This window comes from Enterococcus sp. AZ079 (assembly GCF_050547255.1).
Classification (GTDB): Bacteria; Bacillota; Bacilli; order Lactobacillales; family Enterococcaceae; genus Enterococcus_D; species Enterococcus_D casseliflavus.
Map to the genome: position 1 here is coordinate 1,533,671 of NZ_CP172955.1, position 16,431 is coordinate 1,550,101.

Sequence of the window (16,431 nt, forward strand, 5' to 3'; positions counted from 1 at the left end):
AAAAGCGGCTATCGAAGGATAGCTGCTTTTTTAATGACTGAATTGTGTCGAAGTTGGAAAATCAAAGGCATCGATTTTTTGCAATCGATTTTCGATCCTTCTTAAAATCCCTTCAGAGGAATCCAACGGTTTGATTGCATGATAAGCAGTCAGTAACAGGTCTTTTTCTTTAGCGGGACGGTTTTCGATGCGGTAGATATTTGCTAGTCGTTCCACGTATTCATAATGACTATAGTCTGTTTTGTTGATCAAGAAATGCAAGAGATCTTTTGCTTTTGCGTAGTCTTCTTGAAGATAGAAACTGATTGCTTCACGATACAATTTGATATCAAGTTCTTCGATCTGGTCAGGGGTTGCTTTAAGCGCACGCCACTCATTGATCGAGATTTTTCGTACGACTTTGCCAGTTGCATCGGTCAAAAAAATTACCGGTACATCGTTTGGATGTTTTGCTTCTTGCTTGATTTTCTTCATGTCGCACCTCCCGCGTGTCAATGGACTGACTGTTTGATATCTCCTATTTTAAAAGGAATAGCGGGAAAAGTCTACATGTAGATGTTAGATTCGTAGGAAATTTTAAAACATTCTCATTTATTAGGCTCTTTTTCGTTGAAAATGGTTGACCGCATCGGAGGCACCCATGAAAATCAAGATCCCGCCAAAAATTTGGAAGAATAACAACCAAGTGGCGAAGGGATTCAATACTAGGATGATCCCTGCAGCAATGATCAATAGACTGATGATCAAGCTAGTGATATAAGGTAAACCAATGCGTTTTTGGTTAAAGCTTGCCATCAATCGGGTGCAACCGCTGATGGTGATCATGATTCCTAAGAAAAATGGCACGATGGCAAGTAACCCTTTGGCAAAAACTAAAATCGCAGCTGCCGCAATCAACAGTAAGATACCAGAGACGGATTGCACATTGCGATAGCCCTTTTGTTTTTCTTTGTAGCTCGTATACAAGCTAATGATCCCTAAACATGCAATATACCCGGCAACAAGATAAACGATCGTGTTGAAGACAGATCGTGGTGCAATCAAGATGATGAAGCCAAAGACGATATATACGACGGCACGAAGTAAATCATAGCGTTGTAATTTATCAAAAAATGCATTCATGATAATTCCTCCTTTTTTTCCTATTGTACCGAATTCTTGTTAAAATAGATATCAAAAAACCTACGAAATAGGCTAAGCCTTTTGTATCAGAGGGTTTTTTGGTAAAATAAGGAAAAGAAAACAGAACGGAGAGTATTATGAGTGGGTTAACGCTAGTGATGTGTGCCTTTACGATCGTTTTATACCTTTATTTATTCGTGGTAAGGAAAGACATTCAATTTCTTGCTGTGGAGCGCAAACTAAGCAAGGTCGCCATTACGATTTTTTCAGTAATGATTATCCTATCTATGGTGATGATGGAAGAGGCACTTGATAATCGGGTGCGGGGGATCGTTTCGGGTTTGGTCTTTTTGAGCTTTGTTTTAGATAGCCGCGGCTTAGCACTTGATCGAATCATTGTCCATCCAATGAGTATCAAAGGGGTACTCTACCAAGAGATCGATCGAGTCGTTTTATTTCAAGAAAAGGAAGGGCAGCCCATCAAGATGAACTATTTTCGAAGAGGGATGAGAGGCCCATTGATGAAATTCAAGCAGCCATTAGCAGAATTGGTTGTTTTCTTGTCAGAACACTTGAATGAAGGGACACCGATCGATATTTTAGTCGATCATGATCAAGGAACAAAGGACTAAAAGACCCTCGATTACTGCCAGTTTAAGGCGTAATCAAGGGTCTTTTTTTAGGTCGAAAATTGATTAATGGAACACGCGGAAGCGCTCATCGTCACTTAGAAATTCTTTTTCGTTCGGTTCGCTTTCTTTTGAACCAAAGACTAGTTGCGCCCGCAGTTGCCAATTTTCAGGAATTGACCATTCAGCTGCAACAGCGTCATCGATGACAGGGTTGTAATGCTGTAAGTTGGCACCTAATCCAGCTTCTTCTAAAGCGGTCCAAGCGTTCGCTTGAGCGATCCCATTCGATTGTTCTGCCCAAACGGGAAAGTTCTCTGCATATAGAGCAAATTGCTCTTGCAAATTTTTCACGGTATCCGTGTGAATAAAGAATAGAACGGTTCCGTAACCCGCTTTAAAACCAGCAAGCTTTTGTTTTGTCGCTTCAAACGCTTCGGGTGGTGTCAATGGTTCTAACGCAGCCTCTGTTAATGTCCACAATTTTTCGTGGGCTTCGCCAAATAAAATCACGGCTCTTGGTGATTGTGCGTTAAACGCAGTTGGACTATTTTTCACTGCTTCTTTCACAATGTCTTCGATTTCAGTGTCGGAAAGAGCCACATTTTTACCTAGCCCATAGATTGAGCGGCGCTGTTTGATCGTATCAAGAAATTTTGTCATCGTATTCCCACCTTTTCTATTGTCATAGAGTGAAGTATACATTCTTACTTAATGTTAGTAAAAGAAAATGCTTGGGACGTCAAAAAGTCAGGCAAACGCACCTGACTTTTTCTTATTGGGCATCGATAGCAATGAATTTAACGGTCACGTATTCTTCAGGACCATATTTGCCGTTTTCACGACCAAAACCGGAATGCTTGACGCCACCGAAGGGAGCCGCCGGATTTGAGATCGCAATGTCATTGACCCCAACCATCCCATATTGGAGGTTTTGGGCTACATCCGAGATCGTTTGCAAATTCGTTGAAAAGAAGTAGGAAGCTAGTCCAAATTCCGTATCATTTGCCGCAGCGATGACTGCTTGTCGATCCGTAAATGAGATCAATGGGATCACGGGTCCAAAGGTTTCTTCATAGTAGATAGCCATCTCAGAAGTAATCCCATCGATGACCGTTGGTGCGAAGAAGTTGCCTTTTTCGTATTCACCTTCAGTAAGCTTCTTACCACCGAGTAAAACTTTAGCTCCTTTATTTACTGCATCTTCCAACTGCTCGATGACTTTTTCAACGCCTGCTTGGTTGATCAAAGGACCAACAGTAGGGTTTTCCAGACCATTGCCGACCGTTACGGATTCCATTTTCGCTAGTAATGTTTTGGTAAAGGCGTCTTTGACGGACTCTTCGACAAAAATTCGATTGGGGGATGTACAGACCTGACCGTTGTTACGGAATTTTGCTGCAATTAATTTTTCAGCAGCTAAATCTAAATCAGCATCAGCAAAAACTAGAAACGGGGCATGACCACCTAACTCCAATGAAACTTTTTTCAGAGTTGGTGCAGCTTGTTCGTATAATTTCATCCCAACTTTCGTGGAGCCAGTAAAGGTGATTTTTTTGACTTGTTCATTTTCGGTCAATTCTTTCCCAATTTCAGAAGAATCTCCTAAGACGATATTGACGACCCCGTCAGGAAGGCCCGCTTGTTGAAAAAGTTCACCTAAAGCCAATGCTGATAGGGGTGTTTCTTTAGATGGTTTCATAACAAGGGTACAGCCAACGGCCATAGCAGGCGCAATTTTTCTTGCAATCATGTTAGAAGGAAAGTTCCAAGGCGTGATCGCGCCAACAACCCCGATCGCTTCTTTGCGTACCAGCCAATGATTGTGTTCAGGGGCTGGAATCACTTCGCCATAGACCCGTTGCGCTTCAGCTGCATTCCAACGGAAATTGTCAACGTTGGATTGGATTTCTGCCTCCGCTTCTTTTAATGGTTTTCCTTGTTCCATACTCATGATTTTTGCTAAACGATCGCTTTCTTCTTCCATCAAATCAGCAATGACGTTCATCAAATCGGCACGTTCTCGAGGGGAGCGTTTTGACCATTCGGGAAAAGCAATCGCTGCGGCATCGATTGCTTGCTTGGTTTCCTCGATCCCTCCTTGACTGACTTTTACGAGTTCTTCATTAGTGGCAGGATTGGTAACCGAAACCGACTCTTTTGTTCCTTCAAGCCATTTTCCGTTAATCAATAACTTTGTTGGTACTTGTGGTAACTGTTGGTTCATCTTGGCACTTCCTTTCAATAATGGGTTCTTATTAAACCCTAGCACGGATCAGAAAGGATGACAATTCATATGCAAGTCTCTTGATTCTCCAAATTTTTGTAAAGAACCAAAGGGGAAATGTCCTGCTCCTATCATTTTATGGTAGAATAGAAAAATAAGAATGTTTGTTCGATTCTTGGGAAATATAGTAAAATATTCAAGGAGTGAGGGACGCGTGCAACAAGTAAAAGAGCTTTTAAAAACAGTAGGATTTGTCGTGATCTTCACTTTATTCCTCTTGTTATTAAGACAGTATGTCTTTACTCCTGTGATCGTAAAAGGAGATTCGATGGACCCCACATTACATGATGGTGAGCGGGTAATTGCTTTGAAAAATACCGAGATCGAACGTTTCGATATCATAACGTTTGAAGCACCGGATGAAGCAGGCAAAAACTATATCAAACGCGTGATCGGTTTGCCTGGCGACCAGGTTTCCTATCAAAACGATACCCTTTATATCAATGGACAAGCATATGATGAACCCTACTTGGATGAATTCAAAGCAGCTGTCACAGATGGCTTTCCATTGACCAGTGATTTTGATATGGGGTTATTTGGTGTTGAAGTCATTCCTGAAGGTCAAATTTTAGTGTTAGGGGATAACCGCCGAATTTCCAAAGATAGTCGTCAATTAGGTCTGATCGATGAAGCAACGATTTTGGGTGATGTAAAATTTGTATTCTGGCCAATTGCCGATTTTGGTATGCTAGGCAAAGAGTGAAATTCTGCGACCGTTTTTTTGTTTTTAAGGAGATTCTTTTAAAAACAAAGACGCATTTGAAAAAACGTGCCGCTGATTTTTAGTGTTTTTTTTAAAAGACGATGGAGAGAAGGAGTCCTTTCATGAGTTTACGATTTATCCTTGGCGATGGCCGTTGTCGTCATGATCAAGCAGTGATAGAAAATGCAAAAAGCTGGTTAGAAAAAGACCATCAAGAAGTATTTTTTTTGGTGCCTAACTACAACAAATTTGAACGAGAACGCGAGATCCTTCAATTACTGAGAGAGGATCGCGTAGAAGATTTTGCTTCTATTCGCGCGCAAGTGTACAGTTTTCACCGTTTGGCTTGGTTTTATCTGCAACAAACCGGCTTGCTTTCTCAAAATGCCATCACTGAAAATGGTGCCTCCATGATCATGCGTAAGCTGCTTTTGGAACTAGAAGAAGAACTCGTCTTATACCGTGGTGAGATCAATAAAGCGGGTTTTATCCAACAATTGTTGGCGTTCTATCAAGAAATGCATACAAGTCGATTGGGGATCGAAGATTTATTGGCAGGTGGTGCTGCACCAAGCGCAACCCAAGACGAGGAGAAAAAATACAGTGAATTAGCGAAAATATTTCAACGATTTGAACAAGAACTTCTGGAGCGTGCATTACAAGTCGAACAACCGATCACCTTGTTGACACGCTTTCTTGAAGGTTCCTTGCTGGATGATTCTCCAGTGGAGCAAGCAATGCCTAACGCAGTGTCAATGAACAAAGCGCCAGATCTTTCCCATGCCTTATTTATTATCAGTGGGTTTTCCGCTTTTTCAACACAGGAACAGCAGCTGATTCAAGTGTTGATGAAAAAAAGTCATGTCATTATTGATCTTTTTCTGGATCGTGGGTATCCACAAGAGCTGCCTTCACCGTTGAATTTGTTTTATGAAGCAGGGCGAACCTATTATCAATTGATTAGTTTTGCCCGAGAAAATCAAGTGCCGATTTATTTGGATCAGAAACTTTCGGTCAACCAAGAGGTGGACGAGGAAGCCAAGGGATCGATGCAACAGGCGTATAATGAAATTGAAACATTTTGGCGGCATACCCAGTCACAAGTCAGCTATCAGCAACAGTCCTCTGTGAAGGACTTTCTGGCAGTTTGGAAAGTTGGGAATCCAGAAGAAGAGATCCGTCAGATTGCAGCGTCGATCCGTGGGATGATGAGCGATAACAAACGGTATCCAGCATTACGTTACCGGGAGATCCAATTATTGATCGCCGAACCAGAAATCTATCATCAATATATCCCTAAAATTTTTACTGAGTTTGAGATTCCTTTTTATATCGATGAAGAGCAGATGATGGCGCAACACCCATTGGTTGAGTTTTTGAATGCTTTTTTTGCTTGTCAATCCTATGGCTTTCGCTTAAATGATATTTTGCGGCTGCTTAGAACGGAACTTTACTTACCGGCAGCCTATCGCTCCGAAGCAGATTGGCTCGTCGGCCGTGACCAGTTTCGTAAGTTGGTGGATATTACCGAGAACAAAGCGTTGGCTCATGATTTCCAAGGAGCGAGTTGGACGAGAAACGAAGATTGGGAACTGATCGAGTATTTACAATCGGAAGAAGAGCAGACGGATAAAGTGGATTTGACAGCGTATACCAACCAGTTGCGCAGGGCCTTTAAGCAAGATGTTGCTGATACTCTTGACTGGCTGACGGCCGCTAGAACGAACCGCGATGCGGTCGAACTGCTGTATCGCTTTTTACTGAATGCCGGCGTTGAAGAACAACTGCGGCATTGGCGAGATCAAGCGATCCAGCAAGGGAAGTTGGATCAAGCCCGTAATCATGAACAAGCATGGCAAGCCTTGATGGATTTGCTGGATGAATATGCTGCGATCTATGGGGAAGAGTCCTTTGATTTTGTACTCTTTGAGGATGTCTTATTGACTGGCTTAGAAAATGTCACATTCGGGAAGATCCCAACAGCGATCGACCAAGTCAACATCAATCGCCTTGATCTGGCACGTCCAAAGCAAGCAAAGATCACATTTGCACCGGGATTGAATGAAACGGCGTTGCCAAGAAAAATAGAGAACAAAACGTTGTTGACGAATGAAGAACGTCAGCATTTCAATCAGTTGTTCAATGGTGAAAAATACCTTAGAGATACAGTGGTGGAAGGCAGTGTCAAAGAGCCATTTGCTTTTTACTCTGTCTTGCTTTCAGCAACGGAACACTTATCACTGTCCTATGCCGTTAATTTTGATACCCAGCAAAACATCAAAATGTCGCCTTATTTAGATCGCGTGGTCAAACGTTTGGATGTCCCACTGCAAGAGCGAGGGATATTGACGCTAGTCAGCGATCCAAGAAACTATGTCGGCAGTTACCGTGGCCTGATCTATCAAATCAATAACCTCAGTCAGCAAGCGCAAAAAAACAAAGCGAATTTGCCTAGGGTTTGGGAGCAGCTGAAACAAGCACTGCTGCGTTCGGAATGGACAGATTTAGCTGCCCAAGTATTTGAAAGCCAAACTCATCAAAATATTCCGATTCCTTTGTCTCAAGCACAAGCTGCGGCGCTATATGGCCCGTCGATCTACAGCTCCATTTCTCAGATGGAGACGTTCTATCAGTGTGAATACAAGTATTTCGTCAGCTACGGATTACGGTTAAAAGAACGGGAAGTTTATGGCTTAAATCCAGCAATGACCGGTGAGTTTTTCCATGATGCGTTGGACCGCTTTGTCAAAGTCCTGATTGCTGAAAATATTTCCTTGACCCAGTTAACTACTGACCAACGCGTGCAATTTGTGGAAGTCGTTTTGCAGGAAATTTTTGGCGAAAGCCGTTATCGCTTACTGACGAGCTCTGCTCGGATGAATTTTATTCGATATCAATTAGGCAAGACGATTCAGCGAGTAGCGTGGGCATTAGCGAAACAAGGACAAAAAATGCATTTTAGTCCTGAAAAGACGGAGGTGCTATTCGGACAGATCGCTGGCTCAAATGGGATCAATGGGATCGAATTACCATTAAGTTCTGGCGGGAAACTGCATGTGCGGGGGAAGATCGATCGTGTCGATACGGCAAAAACGGAAGAAGAACAATGGCTTTCTGTTGTTGACTATAAATCTAGCAGCCGAGATTTTGACCTTTCTGAAGCATACTACGGACTTGCGATGCAGTTGATCACCTATCTCGATGTCGCATTGACGGATGCTGTCCAACTGGTTGGTTCGCCAAATGTGCGACCAGCGGGGGCATATTATCTGCATGTGCATAATCCGCTTTTGGACGGACAAGAAGCCAGTGAAGAAGAACGTTTAAAACGTTTCAAGTATGACGGGTTGTTTATTGACGAACCGGCTGTTTTCCCATTGCTAGATGAGGATGTTGAAGCCAGCAAAAATTCACCGATATTTCCTGTTCGAAAAGACAAAAACGGCAATTATCAAAAAACAACGCAGGCGAAAAACAAGTTTTATAAAGAAGAAGAGCTTGAACTGTTAAGAAAACACAATCGTAAAAACATGCAGCAAAGCGGTGAGAAGCTGTTGAGCGGTGAAATCGCCTTAAACCCGTCTTATAAAATAAAAGACAAAAAACGGGCGTGTGAATTTTGTCCGTTTCGCAGCATCTGTGACTTTGATGTATTGTTGAAAGAAAATGAGTACCACCGTTTAGAAAACTTATCTAAAGATGAGATTATCCATCGCTTAAGGGAGGAAGAAGATGAGTAAGATCCCTTTAAAACCGCAAAATGAAACCTTTACGGATACCCAATGGCAAGCCATTTTTGATAAAGGGGATAATATCCTCGTTTCCGCTTCAGCGGGTTCAGGCAAAACCACCGTTTTGGTTCGGCGAGTGATCGAAAAGCTAAAAGCAGGAACGACGATCGATTCTTTACTGATCGTAACCTTTACCGAAGCAGCTGCTCGAGAAATGAAAGAACGGATTCAAGTGGCATTGCAACAGGCCATCAATCAAGAAAGTGACGAGCAAAAGCGCCAGCACTTCGTTCGTCAGCTGCAGCTGTTGCCGACAGCTAACATTTCTACCTTGCATGCGTTTTGTTTAACTGTGATTCGGCGTTTTTATTATTTGATCGATTTAGATCCCAATTTCCGCATGATGACCGATGAAACCGAAATTTTATTGATGAAAGAAGAAATATGGACACAGCTGAGAGATCAACAATATGAAGCCAATGATGAAGCCTTCTTTCGTTTGACGGAAAATTTTTCAAGTGATCGTTCTGATGAAGGCGTCGGGGATCTGATCCTGTCTCTCTATGACTTTGCCCGAGCCAATCCAGATCCAGTCAACTGGCTAGCTCATCTAAGTGATCACTATATCGGCAAAGAAACCTTTGCTGAAAATATCCTGTATCAATCGCAAATAAAACCGACTTTGCAAGAAAATTTGAAGACAGCGGCGCATTTGCTGCAGGCGGCGCAAGACTATGCCCGTTCTGATGAAGCGATGGAAAAAGCGGCACAGTTGATCGATACCGAATTGGGCATGGTGGAAACCTTAAAGGCTCTGCTGGATGCAGACGATGTCGATGGCTTCTATGAGCAGATCCAAACATTGCGTTTTGGTCGTTACCCAGCTTTTCGCAAACCAGAACAAAAGGAATTGTCCCAAGAAATCAAGCCCTTACGCGATGATGCGAAAAAATTGGTCGAGCAATTGAAAGCCACCTTCCCGTATCCACCAGCTGAAATGATGGAGTTGCTTCATCGATCAGCACCTGTCGTTGAAAAAATGGCAGCGATGACCGAAGCATTTATGAAAGCATTTCAAGAAAGAAAGCTTTCAAAAGGCCGTTTAGACTTTAATGATTTGGAACATTTCACCTTGCAGATTTTACAAGGAGATGGCAGTGGAAGTGAGGCGTCGACCTATTATCGTGATCGCTTTGAAGAAGTTTTAGTCGATGAATACCAAGACGTCAATCGGCTGCAAGAGGCAATTTTATATTGGGTGAGACAAGTCGAGCATAATCCTGGCAACATGTTTATGGTGGGGGATGTGAAGCAGTCGATCTATTCGTTTCGACTAGCAGATCCGACGCTATTTATCGAAAAATACTTGGCATTTGAAACAGAGAATGGTGGGCGGAGAATCGTCTTAGCAGAAAATTTCCGTTCTCGTTCCGATGTATTGGATTTTACGAATCTAGTTTTTCAACAACTGATGGATGAAAGGGTTGGACAAATCCCTTACGATGAGGCGGCAGCCTTGATTACCGGTTTTCCTGATTTTCCAGAAAGCGAGGCCTTCGCCACAGAGCTCTTGTTATATGAAAAAGAGCATGAATCCGAAGAACAATTGATTGATGACAAAACAGAAGGTGAAATGCAGATCACTGCCTTGAAGATTCAGGAGCTGATTGAATCAAATTTCATGATCTATGACAAAAAAGCCAAAACAAATCGACCAATCACTTACAACGATATCGTCTTGTTGACCCCCACACGTAAAAACAATCTTGTCATTTTGGATGTCTTTAAGCAGTTTGGGATTCCGATGGCGGTCAATGATGCTCAAAACTATTTTCAGGCAACGGAGATCCAAACCGTCGTTTCTTTGCTGCAGATCATTGATAACCCGTACCAAGATATCCCACTTGTAGCCGTTTTGCGTTCGCCAATCGTCGGCCTAACAGAAGATCAATTGGCTGAGATCCGTTTGGCGAATCGTTCCAGCGACTACTACGATGCAGTATTGGATTACCATGGGCAACAAGAAGCGTCACCCTTGTGGCAAACGGTGGATGGGTTTTTAACAAAACTGGAACAATGGCGAGAGGAGGCACGACGATTACCAATCCCGACCTTACTTTGGCAAATCTATGAAGATACTGCCTATTTGGATTATGTCGTGGGACTGCCTGCAGGTCAGCAGCGTTATGCCAATTTAGCGGCATTGGTCCACAGAGCGGAGAAATACGAAAAGAGCAGTTTCCGTGGGTTGTACCAATTCATTCGCTTCATCGAAAAGATGCAAGAAAAAAACAAGGACTTGGCAGAGCCATTAGCTACACCAGTAGAAGATGCGGTTCGTGTGATGACCGTCCATGCAAGTAAAGGTTTGGAATTTCCTGTAGTCTTCTTATTGGATACAACAAAATTCTTTAATTACCAAGATTTTCAAAAACGCTATATCTTTGAAGAACAGCTGGGGGCTGGGATCCAATATGTGGAACCCGCAGAAAACCTTAAATTTGAAACACTGCCGTTTCAAGCCATCAAGCAAGTTCGTTTGAAAAAAGCCTTGTCAGAAGAGATGCGAAAATTATATGTAGCATTGACACGAGCAGAGCAGAAGCTTTTCTTAGTAGGCTCCTATAAAAATCAAGCGGATGCCTTCAAGACATGGCAATCTGGCTTGACACAATCCGAGATGGTTCTTGATCCAGCGTTGCGCTTAGTGGCACGGGGGAGCTTGATGGATTGGGTCGGACGGACCCTGATGCGCCATCCAGATATGGAAGCAGTATTCTCCGAAGCGTCAGAGCGCAAGCGGACGATCGATCATCCGGCTCATTTTCGTCTGTCATGGTGGAATCAAGAAACGATCACGCAAGAAGTCCAAGAGATCCTTGCGCCAGTCGAGGAGCCTAAACGATTGATTGAGCCAGATAGCAATATCGATGATCTTTTGAAACGCCTAGCCTATCGCTATCCTTATCAAAAAGCGACCCAAACGACTAGTTATCAATCTGTTTCAGAATTGAAAAGACTCTATAACGATCCTGATGATCAACAGACCACTTTGTTGGAATGGCGGTCGGTTTCCGAGAAGACGAATCCTCAGCAATATCGCTACGTACAAGATGAATTGGCGAAACCCAAATTTCTGCAAGAAACGAAGCCTCTCGCCAGCAGTATCGGAACCGCAACACATACGGTTTTGCAAATGATCCCCTTAGGAATGAAGCCAACACAAGATACTTTGGCGCTCCTGATTGCTGAACTCGTGAAAAAGCAATTTTTTTCTGAAGAAATCGCCAAAAAAATTGACCGATCGAGTATTTTATGGTTTTATCAAACTGAACTAGGTGAACTGCTGAACCAACCCTCTGATGTGGTGAAGCGGGAGCAGCCGTTTTCGATGCTAAAAGAGGCCGATACGATCTTTGAAGGGTTTGACGAACCAGATGCGCCGCTTTTGATCCATGGTATTATTGACGGCTATATTGAATTGGCGGATGAAATCATTTTGTATGACTTTAAAACAGATGATGTGTTCGGCAGTCAGGCTAAGATTGAACAGAAAATGCGCGAACGATATTATGGTCAATTAAAACTCTATTGCCAAGCATTGGAGAAAGCATTGAACAAACCAGTGAAACAGACCTATTTAGTGCTGTTAAAACCTAAGATGATCGTGGCATTCTAGCTGATCGATCCTAGTTTCTTACATTTCGTAAGTCATATGCTATAATAGGTAAAAGAGGTGATGGAGAATGATAAAAGTAGAATCGGATTATGCCCTTTGTCCTAAATTTGAAAAAGCTTTTTCTATTTTAGGCAAAAAGTGGAACGGCTTGATCATTGATGTCCTTCTTGAAGACGGCAAACAAAGATTTGTTGAGTTAGCAAACAAGATTCCTCAAGTGAGTGATCGGGTGTTAGTCGAACGCTTGAAAGAATTAGAGCGGGAAGAAATTGTCTGCAAAGAAAACAATCTTTACTGCTTGACGCCAAGAGGTATTGCTCTTGAAAAGAGTATGATGAGTGTGAAGCGTTGGGCAGAAACCTGGGTACGTGAGGAAGAATGCAGTTGATTTCTCAACGGAAATTAGGTAAACTAAGCTTAAATGAATAGTAAAAAAAGCGTTGATAGAAACTAGTAATTTGGCTGGATCAGAAAAAGGGAGACTTGTCACAGACTGAAAGCAAGTCCTGTATTCGAAAAATGAATTTCACTTCTGGAGCTTGCTGAGAACAATCAGTCGGCAGTGTTGCTGTCGTTAGCCGAAGTGAGTGCGCGGAACTTTTCGCGAATGAGGATGGTAACACGAGACGTCGTTCCTTTTTTTAGGGATGACGTCTTTTTTTGTCTTTTTATCAAAAGATCGTCACTTTTTCCAGTCAAATCGTTTTTTACGCTATTCACAGTATAGAAGGAGGAAACACATGTCTTTACAAGAAAAATTAGAAGCATTGAAGGAAACGACATTGCTTAAAATCAAAGAAAGTCCAACCATGAATGACTTAAATCAGATTCGAGTGGAAGTGCTTGGAAAAAAAGGTCCCATTACTGAAGTTCTACGAGGGATGAAAGATCTTTCTGCGGAAGAACGGCCGAAGGTGGGGAGCTATGCCAACGAGATTCGTGATATCTTGACAGAAGCGATTGAAGAAGCAAAATCGTCTATCGAAGCAGCAAACTTGGAAAAAGCCCTCGCTGAAGAATCCATCGACGTGACTTTGCCTGGTAAAAAGATGGACCGAGGAACACGCCATGTGCTAACGCAAATCATGGAAGAAATCGAAGATATCTTTGTTGGTATGGGCTACCAAGTAGTTGAAGGCTACGAAGTGGAAAAAGATCATTACAACTTCGAACGGATGAATCTGCCAAAAGATCATCCAGCCAGAGACATGCAGGATACTTTTTATATTTCAGAGGAAGTGCTGATTCGGACCCATACGTCACCAGTGCAAGCGCGAACAATGGAGACTCATGATTTTTCTAAAGGGCCGCTGCGGATGATCTCACCAGGGAAAGTTTTCCGTCGTGACACAGATGATGCGACCCATAGCCACCAATTCCATCAAATTGAAGGATTGGTGATCGATAAAAATATTACGATGGGTGACTTAAAAGGAACCTTAGAAGTCATGATGCAAAAAATGTTTGGGGAAGATCGCCAAATTCGCTTGCGACCAAGCTATTTCCCTTTCACAGAACCATCGGTCGAAGTTGATGTCAGCTGCTTCAAGTGCGGTGGTGCGGGTTGTAACGTTTGTAAACAAACTGGCTGGATCGAGATCCTCGGTGCTGGAATGGTGCATCCTAACGTCTTAGAAATGTCAGGGATCGATCCAACCCAATATTCAGGATTTGCTTTTGGTTTAGGTCCTGATCGAGTGGCAATGCTGCGCTACGGCGTAAACGACATTCGCCAATTCTATCAAAATGATGTGCGTTTCATTCGCCAGTTCAAGGGGGAACAATAAATGTTAGTATCGTACAAATGGTTAAATGAATACCTTGATCTGTCTGAGATCACACCAAAAGAGCTGGCGGACAAAATGTCAGTGACGGGGATCGAAGTCGAAGGTATTGACGTGCCTGAAGAGGGTTTAAAAAAAATCGTTGTCGGAGAAGTGACCGACTGCCGACCACATCCAGATTCTGATCATCTATCGATTTGCCAAGTAAATATTGGTGAGGAAGAAGACACGCAAATCGTTTGTGGGGCACCAAATGTCAAAAGTGGCATCAAAGTCATCGTGGCATTACCAGGCTCTCGAATCGCGGGCAATGTAAAAATCAAAAAGGGCAAGATGCGGGGAGAAGTTTCGAACGGCATGATTTGTTCATTGCAAGAATTGGGATATGCGGATAGCGTGATTCCCAAAGAATACGCAGAAGGAATCTATTATTTACCGGCAGAAGCAGAAGTAGGAACACCGGTTTTTCCTTATCTCGATATGGATGATCATATTATCGAATTATCGATCACACCGAACCGTGCGGATGCGTTGAGCATGCGGGGGGTTGCTTATGAAGTCGGTGCCATCTATCGGCAAACACCGAAGTTTCCTGAAATTGCGCTTAATGAAAGTGAAGTAGCTGCTGCCGATAAAATTCAGGTGAAGGTCACGGAAGCAACCGATGCACCCGCTTACCAAATTCGAATCATTGATGGTGTAACGATCGTTCCAAGTCCACAATGGCTGCAAAATCGCTTGATGAATGAAGGCATTCGTCCAATCAACAATGTCGTGGACGTGACAAATTATATCTTGCTATTATTTGGCCAACCATTGCATGCTTTTGATTATCAAAAGCTAGACAGCAAGGAAATACTGGTACGTCGCGGCAAAGAAAATGAAAGCCTGGTAACCTTAGATGGAGAAACACGTCAGCTTTCATCAGAAGACATCGTTATCACCAACGGAACGACACCCGTTGCGCTCGCAGGCGTCATGGGAGGGCTTGATTCTGAAATCACGGAAACAACGACCACAGTCGCTTTAGAAGCGGCCTTGTTCGATCCATTAGCGATTCGTTTAACCTCAAAGAAATTCAATTTAAGAAGTGAGTCCTCTGCTCGTTTTGAAAAAGGGATCAACCAAGCAACGGTTGCAAAAGCTTGTGATGCAGCAGCAGCACTGATTGCAGAACTTGCTGGCGGAACGGTCTTAAAAGGAGCAGTAATAGGTTCCCAAGTAGCAGTAGAACCTGTGGAGGTTACAATCACTTTAGCTCGAATCAATAGCTATTTAGGCACAGAAATCACGGATGAAGAAGTGCAAGAAATCTTTGATGCATTAGGCTTTGGTCATCGTCAAGAAGCAGACAGCTATATTGTTTCTGTACCACCTCGTCGTTGGGATATTACGATCGAAGCAGATATCATTGAAGAAGTGGCGCGTATTTACGGTTATGATCGTTTGCCATCGACTTTACCGCAAGGAGAAACGGTTGCCGGTCATCTAACCAAAGCGCAACGTCTGACTAGAGAAGTTCGGACGCTATTAGAAGGCAACGGGGTCAGTGAAGCCATCAGCTATGCTTTGACCACTGAAGAGAAGGCACAACAATTTACGGATAAATCGAGCCAAGTGACTCGATTGGATTGGCCAATGACCGAAGAGCGTGCCGTCTTGCGCTTGAATCTGATTTCAGGTTTGTTAGACGACGTTGCGTACAATTTGGCACGTAAAAACAATCGTGTTGCTTTGTATGAAATTGGTCGCGTCTTCTATCAAACAGGCGACAGTAAGCACGAGCTGCCAACAGAAGTCAATCACTTAGGGCTAGCTTTGACAGGAAATATCCATGAGAAAGACTGGCAAACCCAAGCTCAAAAAGTTGATTTCTTCCATTTGAAAGGCATTTTAGAAAATCTATTTGATTCGTTGGCATTAACCGACCGTATACGTTATCAAAAAACGGCAGCTATCAAAGAGATGCATCCTGGCCGTACGGCAATGATCTTGCTAGATGACCAAGAAATCGGCTTCTTGGGACAAGTCCACCCGTCGATCGCCAAAGATTATGAAGTGAGTGAAACCTATGTTACTGAATTGAACTTAGATCAACTGTTAGCAGCGAAAACAGAACAATTGGTCTATCAGCCAGTTTCTAAGTTCCCATCAGTAACGCGGGATATGGCACTCTTGCTTGATGAAACGATCGATAACCAGTCCGTGATGGAGATCATTCGCGAAAGTGCAGGTCGCTTCTTAAGTGCGATTCGTTTATTCGATGTGTATCAAGGGAAAAACATCGAAGCAGGCAAAAAATCATTAGGGTACAGCCTGACCTTTAGCAATCCGGAAGCTACCCTGACGGATGAAGAGATCAATCAAGCAATAGCGAAAATTACTCGTAACTTAGAAGAAAAAGTTCAAGCAGAAATCCGCTAATCAAATAAGTAGAAAAACGTTCTCCACCATACAAAGAAGTTGGGTGGGGAACGTTTTCTACTATTATAATAG

At 42.9% G+C, this 16,431-nt stretch carries 11 protein-coding genes; 7 read left to right on the forward strand and 4 right to left on the reverse strand.

Features of this window, described 5'->3' with window-relative positions; translation table 11 throughout:
• Positions 1-30 precede the first annotated feature (30 nt).
• Positions 31-474, reverse strand: coding sequence for a hypothetical protein (locus tag IGJ15_RS07400; RefSeq protein ID WP_005226200.1), 444 nt, complete (start codon positions 472-474; stop codon positions 31-33).
• A gap of 120 nt (positions 475-594) precedes the next feature.
• Positions 595-1,122, reverse strand: a complete 528-nt coding sequence (locus IGJ15_RS07405; RefSeq protein ID WP_005226199.1) for an HdeD family acid-resistance protein — start codon at positions 1,120-1,122, stop codon at positions 595-597.
• Positions 1,123-1,259: 137 nt separating this feature from the next.
• Here IGJ15_RS07405 and IGJ15_RS07410 point away from each other — a divergent pair, with 137 nt between their 5' ends.
• Entirely contained in the window at positions 1,260-1,754 is a 495-nt protein-coding gene (locus IGJ15_RS07410) for a hypothetical protein (protein WP_005226198.1), read from the forward strand.
• Positions 1,755-1,817: 63 nt separating this feature from the next.
• Here the strand turns inward: IGJ15_RS07410 and IGJ15_RS07415 are convergent, their stop codons facing one another.
• Entirely contained in the window at positions 1,818-2,414 is a 597-nt protein-coding gene (locus tag IGJ15_RS07415) for a nitroreductase family protein (protein WP_074536743.1), read from the reverse strand.
• 112 nt (positions 2,415-2,526) lie between these two features.
• Complete coding sequence (locus IGJ15_RS07420) at positions 2,527-3,978, reverse strand: NAD-dependent succinate-semialdehyde dehydrogenase (protein WP_413135745.1); 1,452 nt, start codon at positions 3,976-3,978, stop codon at positions 2,527-2,529.
• A 214-nt stretch (positions 3,979-4,192) separates the two neighbouring features.
• Here IGJ15_RS07420 and lepB point away from each other — a divergent pair, with 214 nt between their 5' ends.
• The 6 genes from lepB (at position 4,193) to pheT (ending at position 16,359) form a co-directional block, all read left to right on the forward strand.
• On the forward strand, positions 4,193-4,741 hold the full coding sequence (gene lepB / locus IGJ15_RS07425; RefSeq protein ID WP_005226195.1) for a signal peptidase I: 549 nt from the start codon (positions 4,193-4,195) through the stop codon (positions 4,739-4,741).
• 122 nt (positions 4,742-4,863) lie between these two features.
• Positions 4,864-8,481: a PD-(D/E)XK nuclease family protein gene (locus tag IGJ15_RS07430; RefSeq protein ID WP_115232360.1), complete on the forward strand. Its 3,618-nt coding sequence runs from the start codon at positions 4,864-4,866 to the stop codon at positions 8,479-8,481.
• On the forward strand, positions 8,474-12,151 hold the full coding sequence (addA, locus tag IGJ15_RS07435; protein WP_430599422.1) for a helicase-exonuclease AddAB subunit AddA: 3,678 nt from the start codon (positions 8,474-8,476) through the stop codon (positions 12,149-12,151). Before IGJ15_RS07430 ends, addA begins: the two co-directional genes overlap by 8 nt.
• A 67-nt stretch (positions 12,152-12,218) precedes the next feature.
• Positions 12,219-12,539, forward strand: a complete 321-nt coding sequence (locus IGJ15_RS07440) for a winged helix-turn-helix transcriptional regulator (protein ID WP_005226192.1) — start codon at positions 12,219-12,221, stop codon at positions 12,537-12,539.
• Positions 12,540-12,891: 352 nt separating this feature from the next.
• The gene (pheS, locus tag IGJ15_RS07445; protein WP_005226191.1) at positions 12,892-13,938 is read left to right on the forward strand and encodes a phenylalanine--tRNA ligase subunit alpha; all 1,047 of its coding nucleotides are present in this window, start codon (positions 12,892-12,894) and stop codon (positions 13,936-13,938) included.
• Positions 13,939-16,359: a phenylalanine--tRNA ligase subunit beta gene (pheT, locus tag IGJ15_RS07450; protein ID WP_333719186.1), complete on the forward strand. Its 2,421-nt coding sequence runs from the start codon at positions 13,939-13,941 to the stop codon at positions 16,357-16,359.
• Positions 16,360-16,431: the final 72 nt, after the last annotated feature.

Bases quoted from the DNA above. Each gene is read 5' to 3' on its own strand.
- IGJ15_RS07415 (WP_074536743.1), bottom strand. From the start codon at position 2,414: ATGACAAAATTTCTTGATACGATCAAACAGCGCCGCTCAATCTATGGG.
- IGJ15_RS07400 (WP_005226200.1), bottom strand. From the start codon at position 474: ATGAAGAAAATCAAGCAAGAAGCAAAACATCCAAACGATGTACCGGTA.
- pheT (WP_333719186.1), top strand. From the start codon at position 13,939: ATGTTAGTATCGTACAAATGGTTAAATGAATACCTTGATCTGTCTGAG.
- IGJ15_RS07410 (WP_005226198.1), top strand. From the start codon at position 1,260: ATGAGTGGGTTAACGCTAGTGATGTGTGCCTTTACGATCGTTTTATAC.
- IGJ15_RS07440 (WP_005226192.1), top strand. From the start codon at position 12,219: ATGATAAAAGTAGAATCGGATTATGCCCTTTGTCCTAAATTTGAAAAA.
- addA (WP_430599422.1), top strand. From the start codon at position 8,474: ATGAGTAAGATCCCTTTAAAACCGCAAAATGAAACCTTTACGGATACC.
- IGJ15_RS07405 (WP_005226199.1), bottom strand. From the start codon at position 1,122: ATGAATGCATTTTTTGATAAATTACAACGCTATGATTTACTTCGTGCC.
- pheS (WP_005226191.1), top strand. From the start codon at position 12,892: ATGTCTTTACAAGAAAAATTAGAAGCATTGAAGGAAACGACATTGCTT.
- IGJ15_RS07430 (WP_115232360.1), top strand. From the start codon at position 4,864: ATGAGTTTACGATTTATCCTTGGCGATGGCCGTTGTCGTCATGATCAA.
- IGJ15_RS07420 (WP_413135745.1), bottom strand. From the start codon at position 3,978: ATGAACCAACAGTTACCACAAGTACCAACAAAGTTATTGATTAACGGA.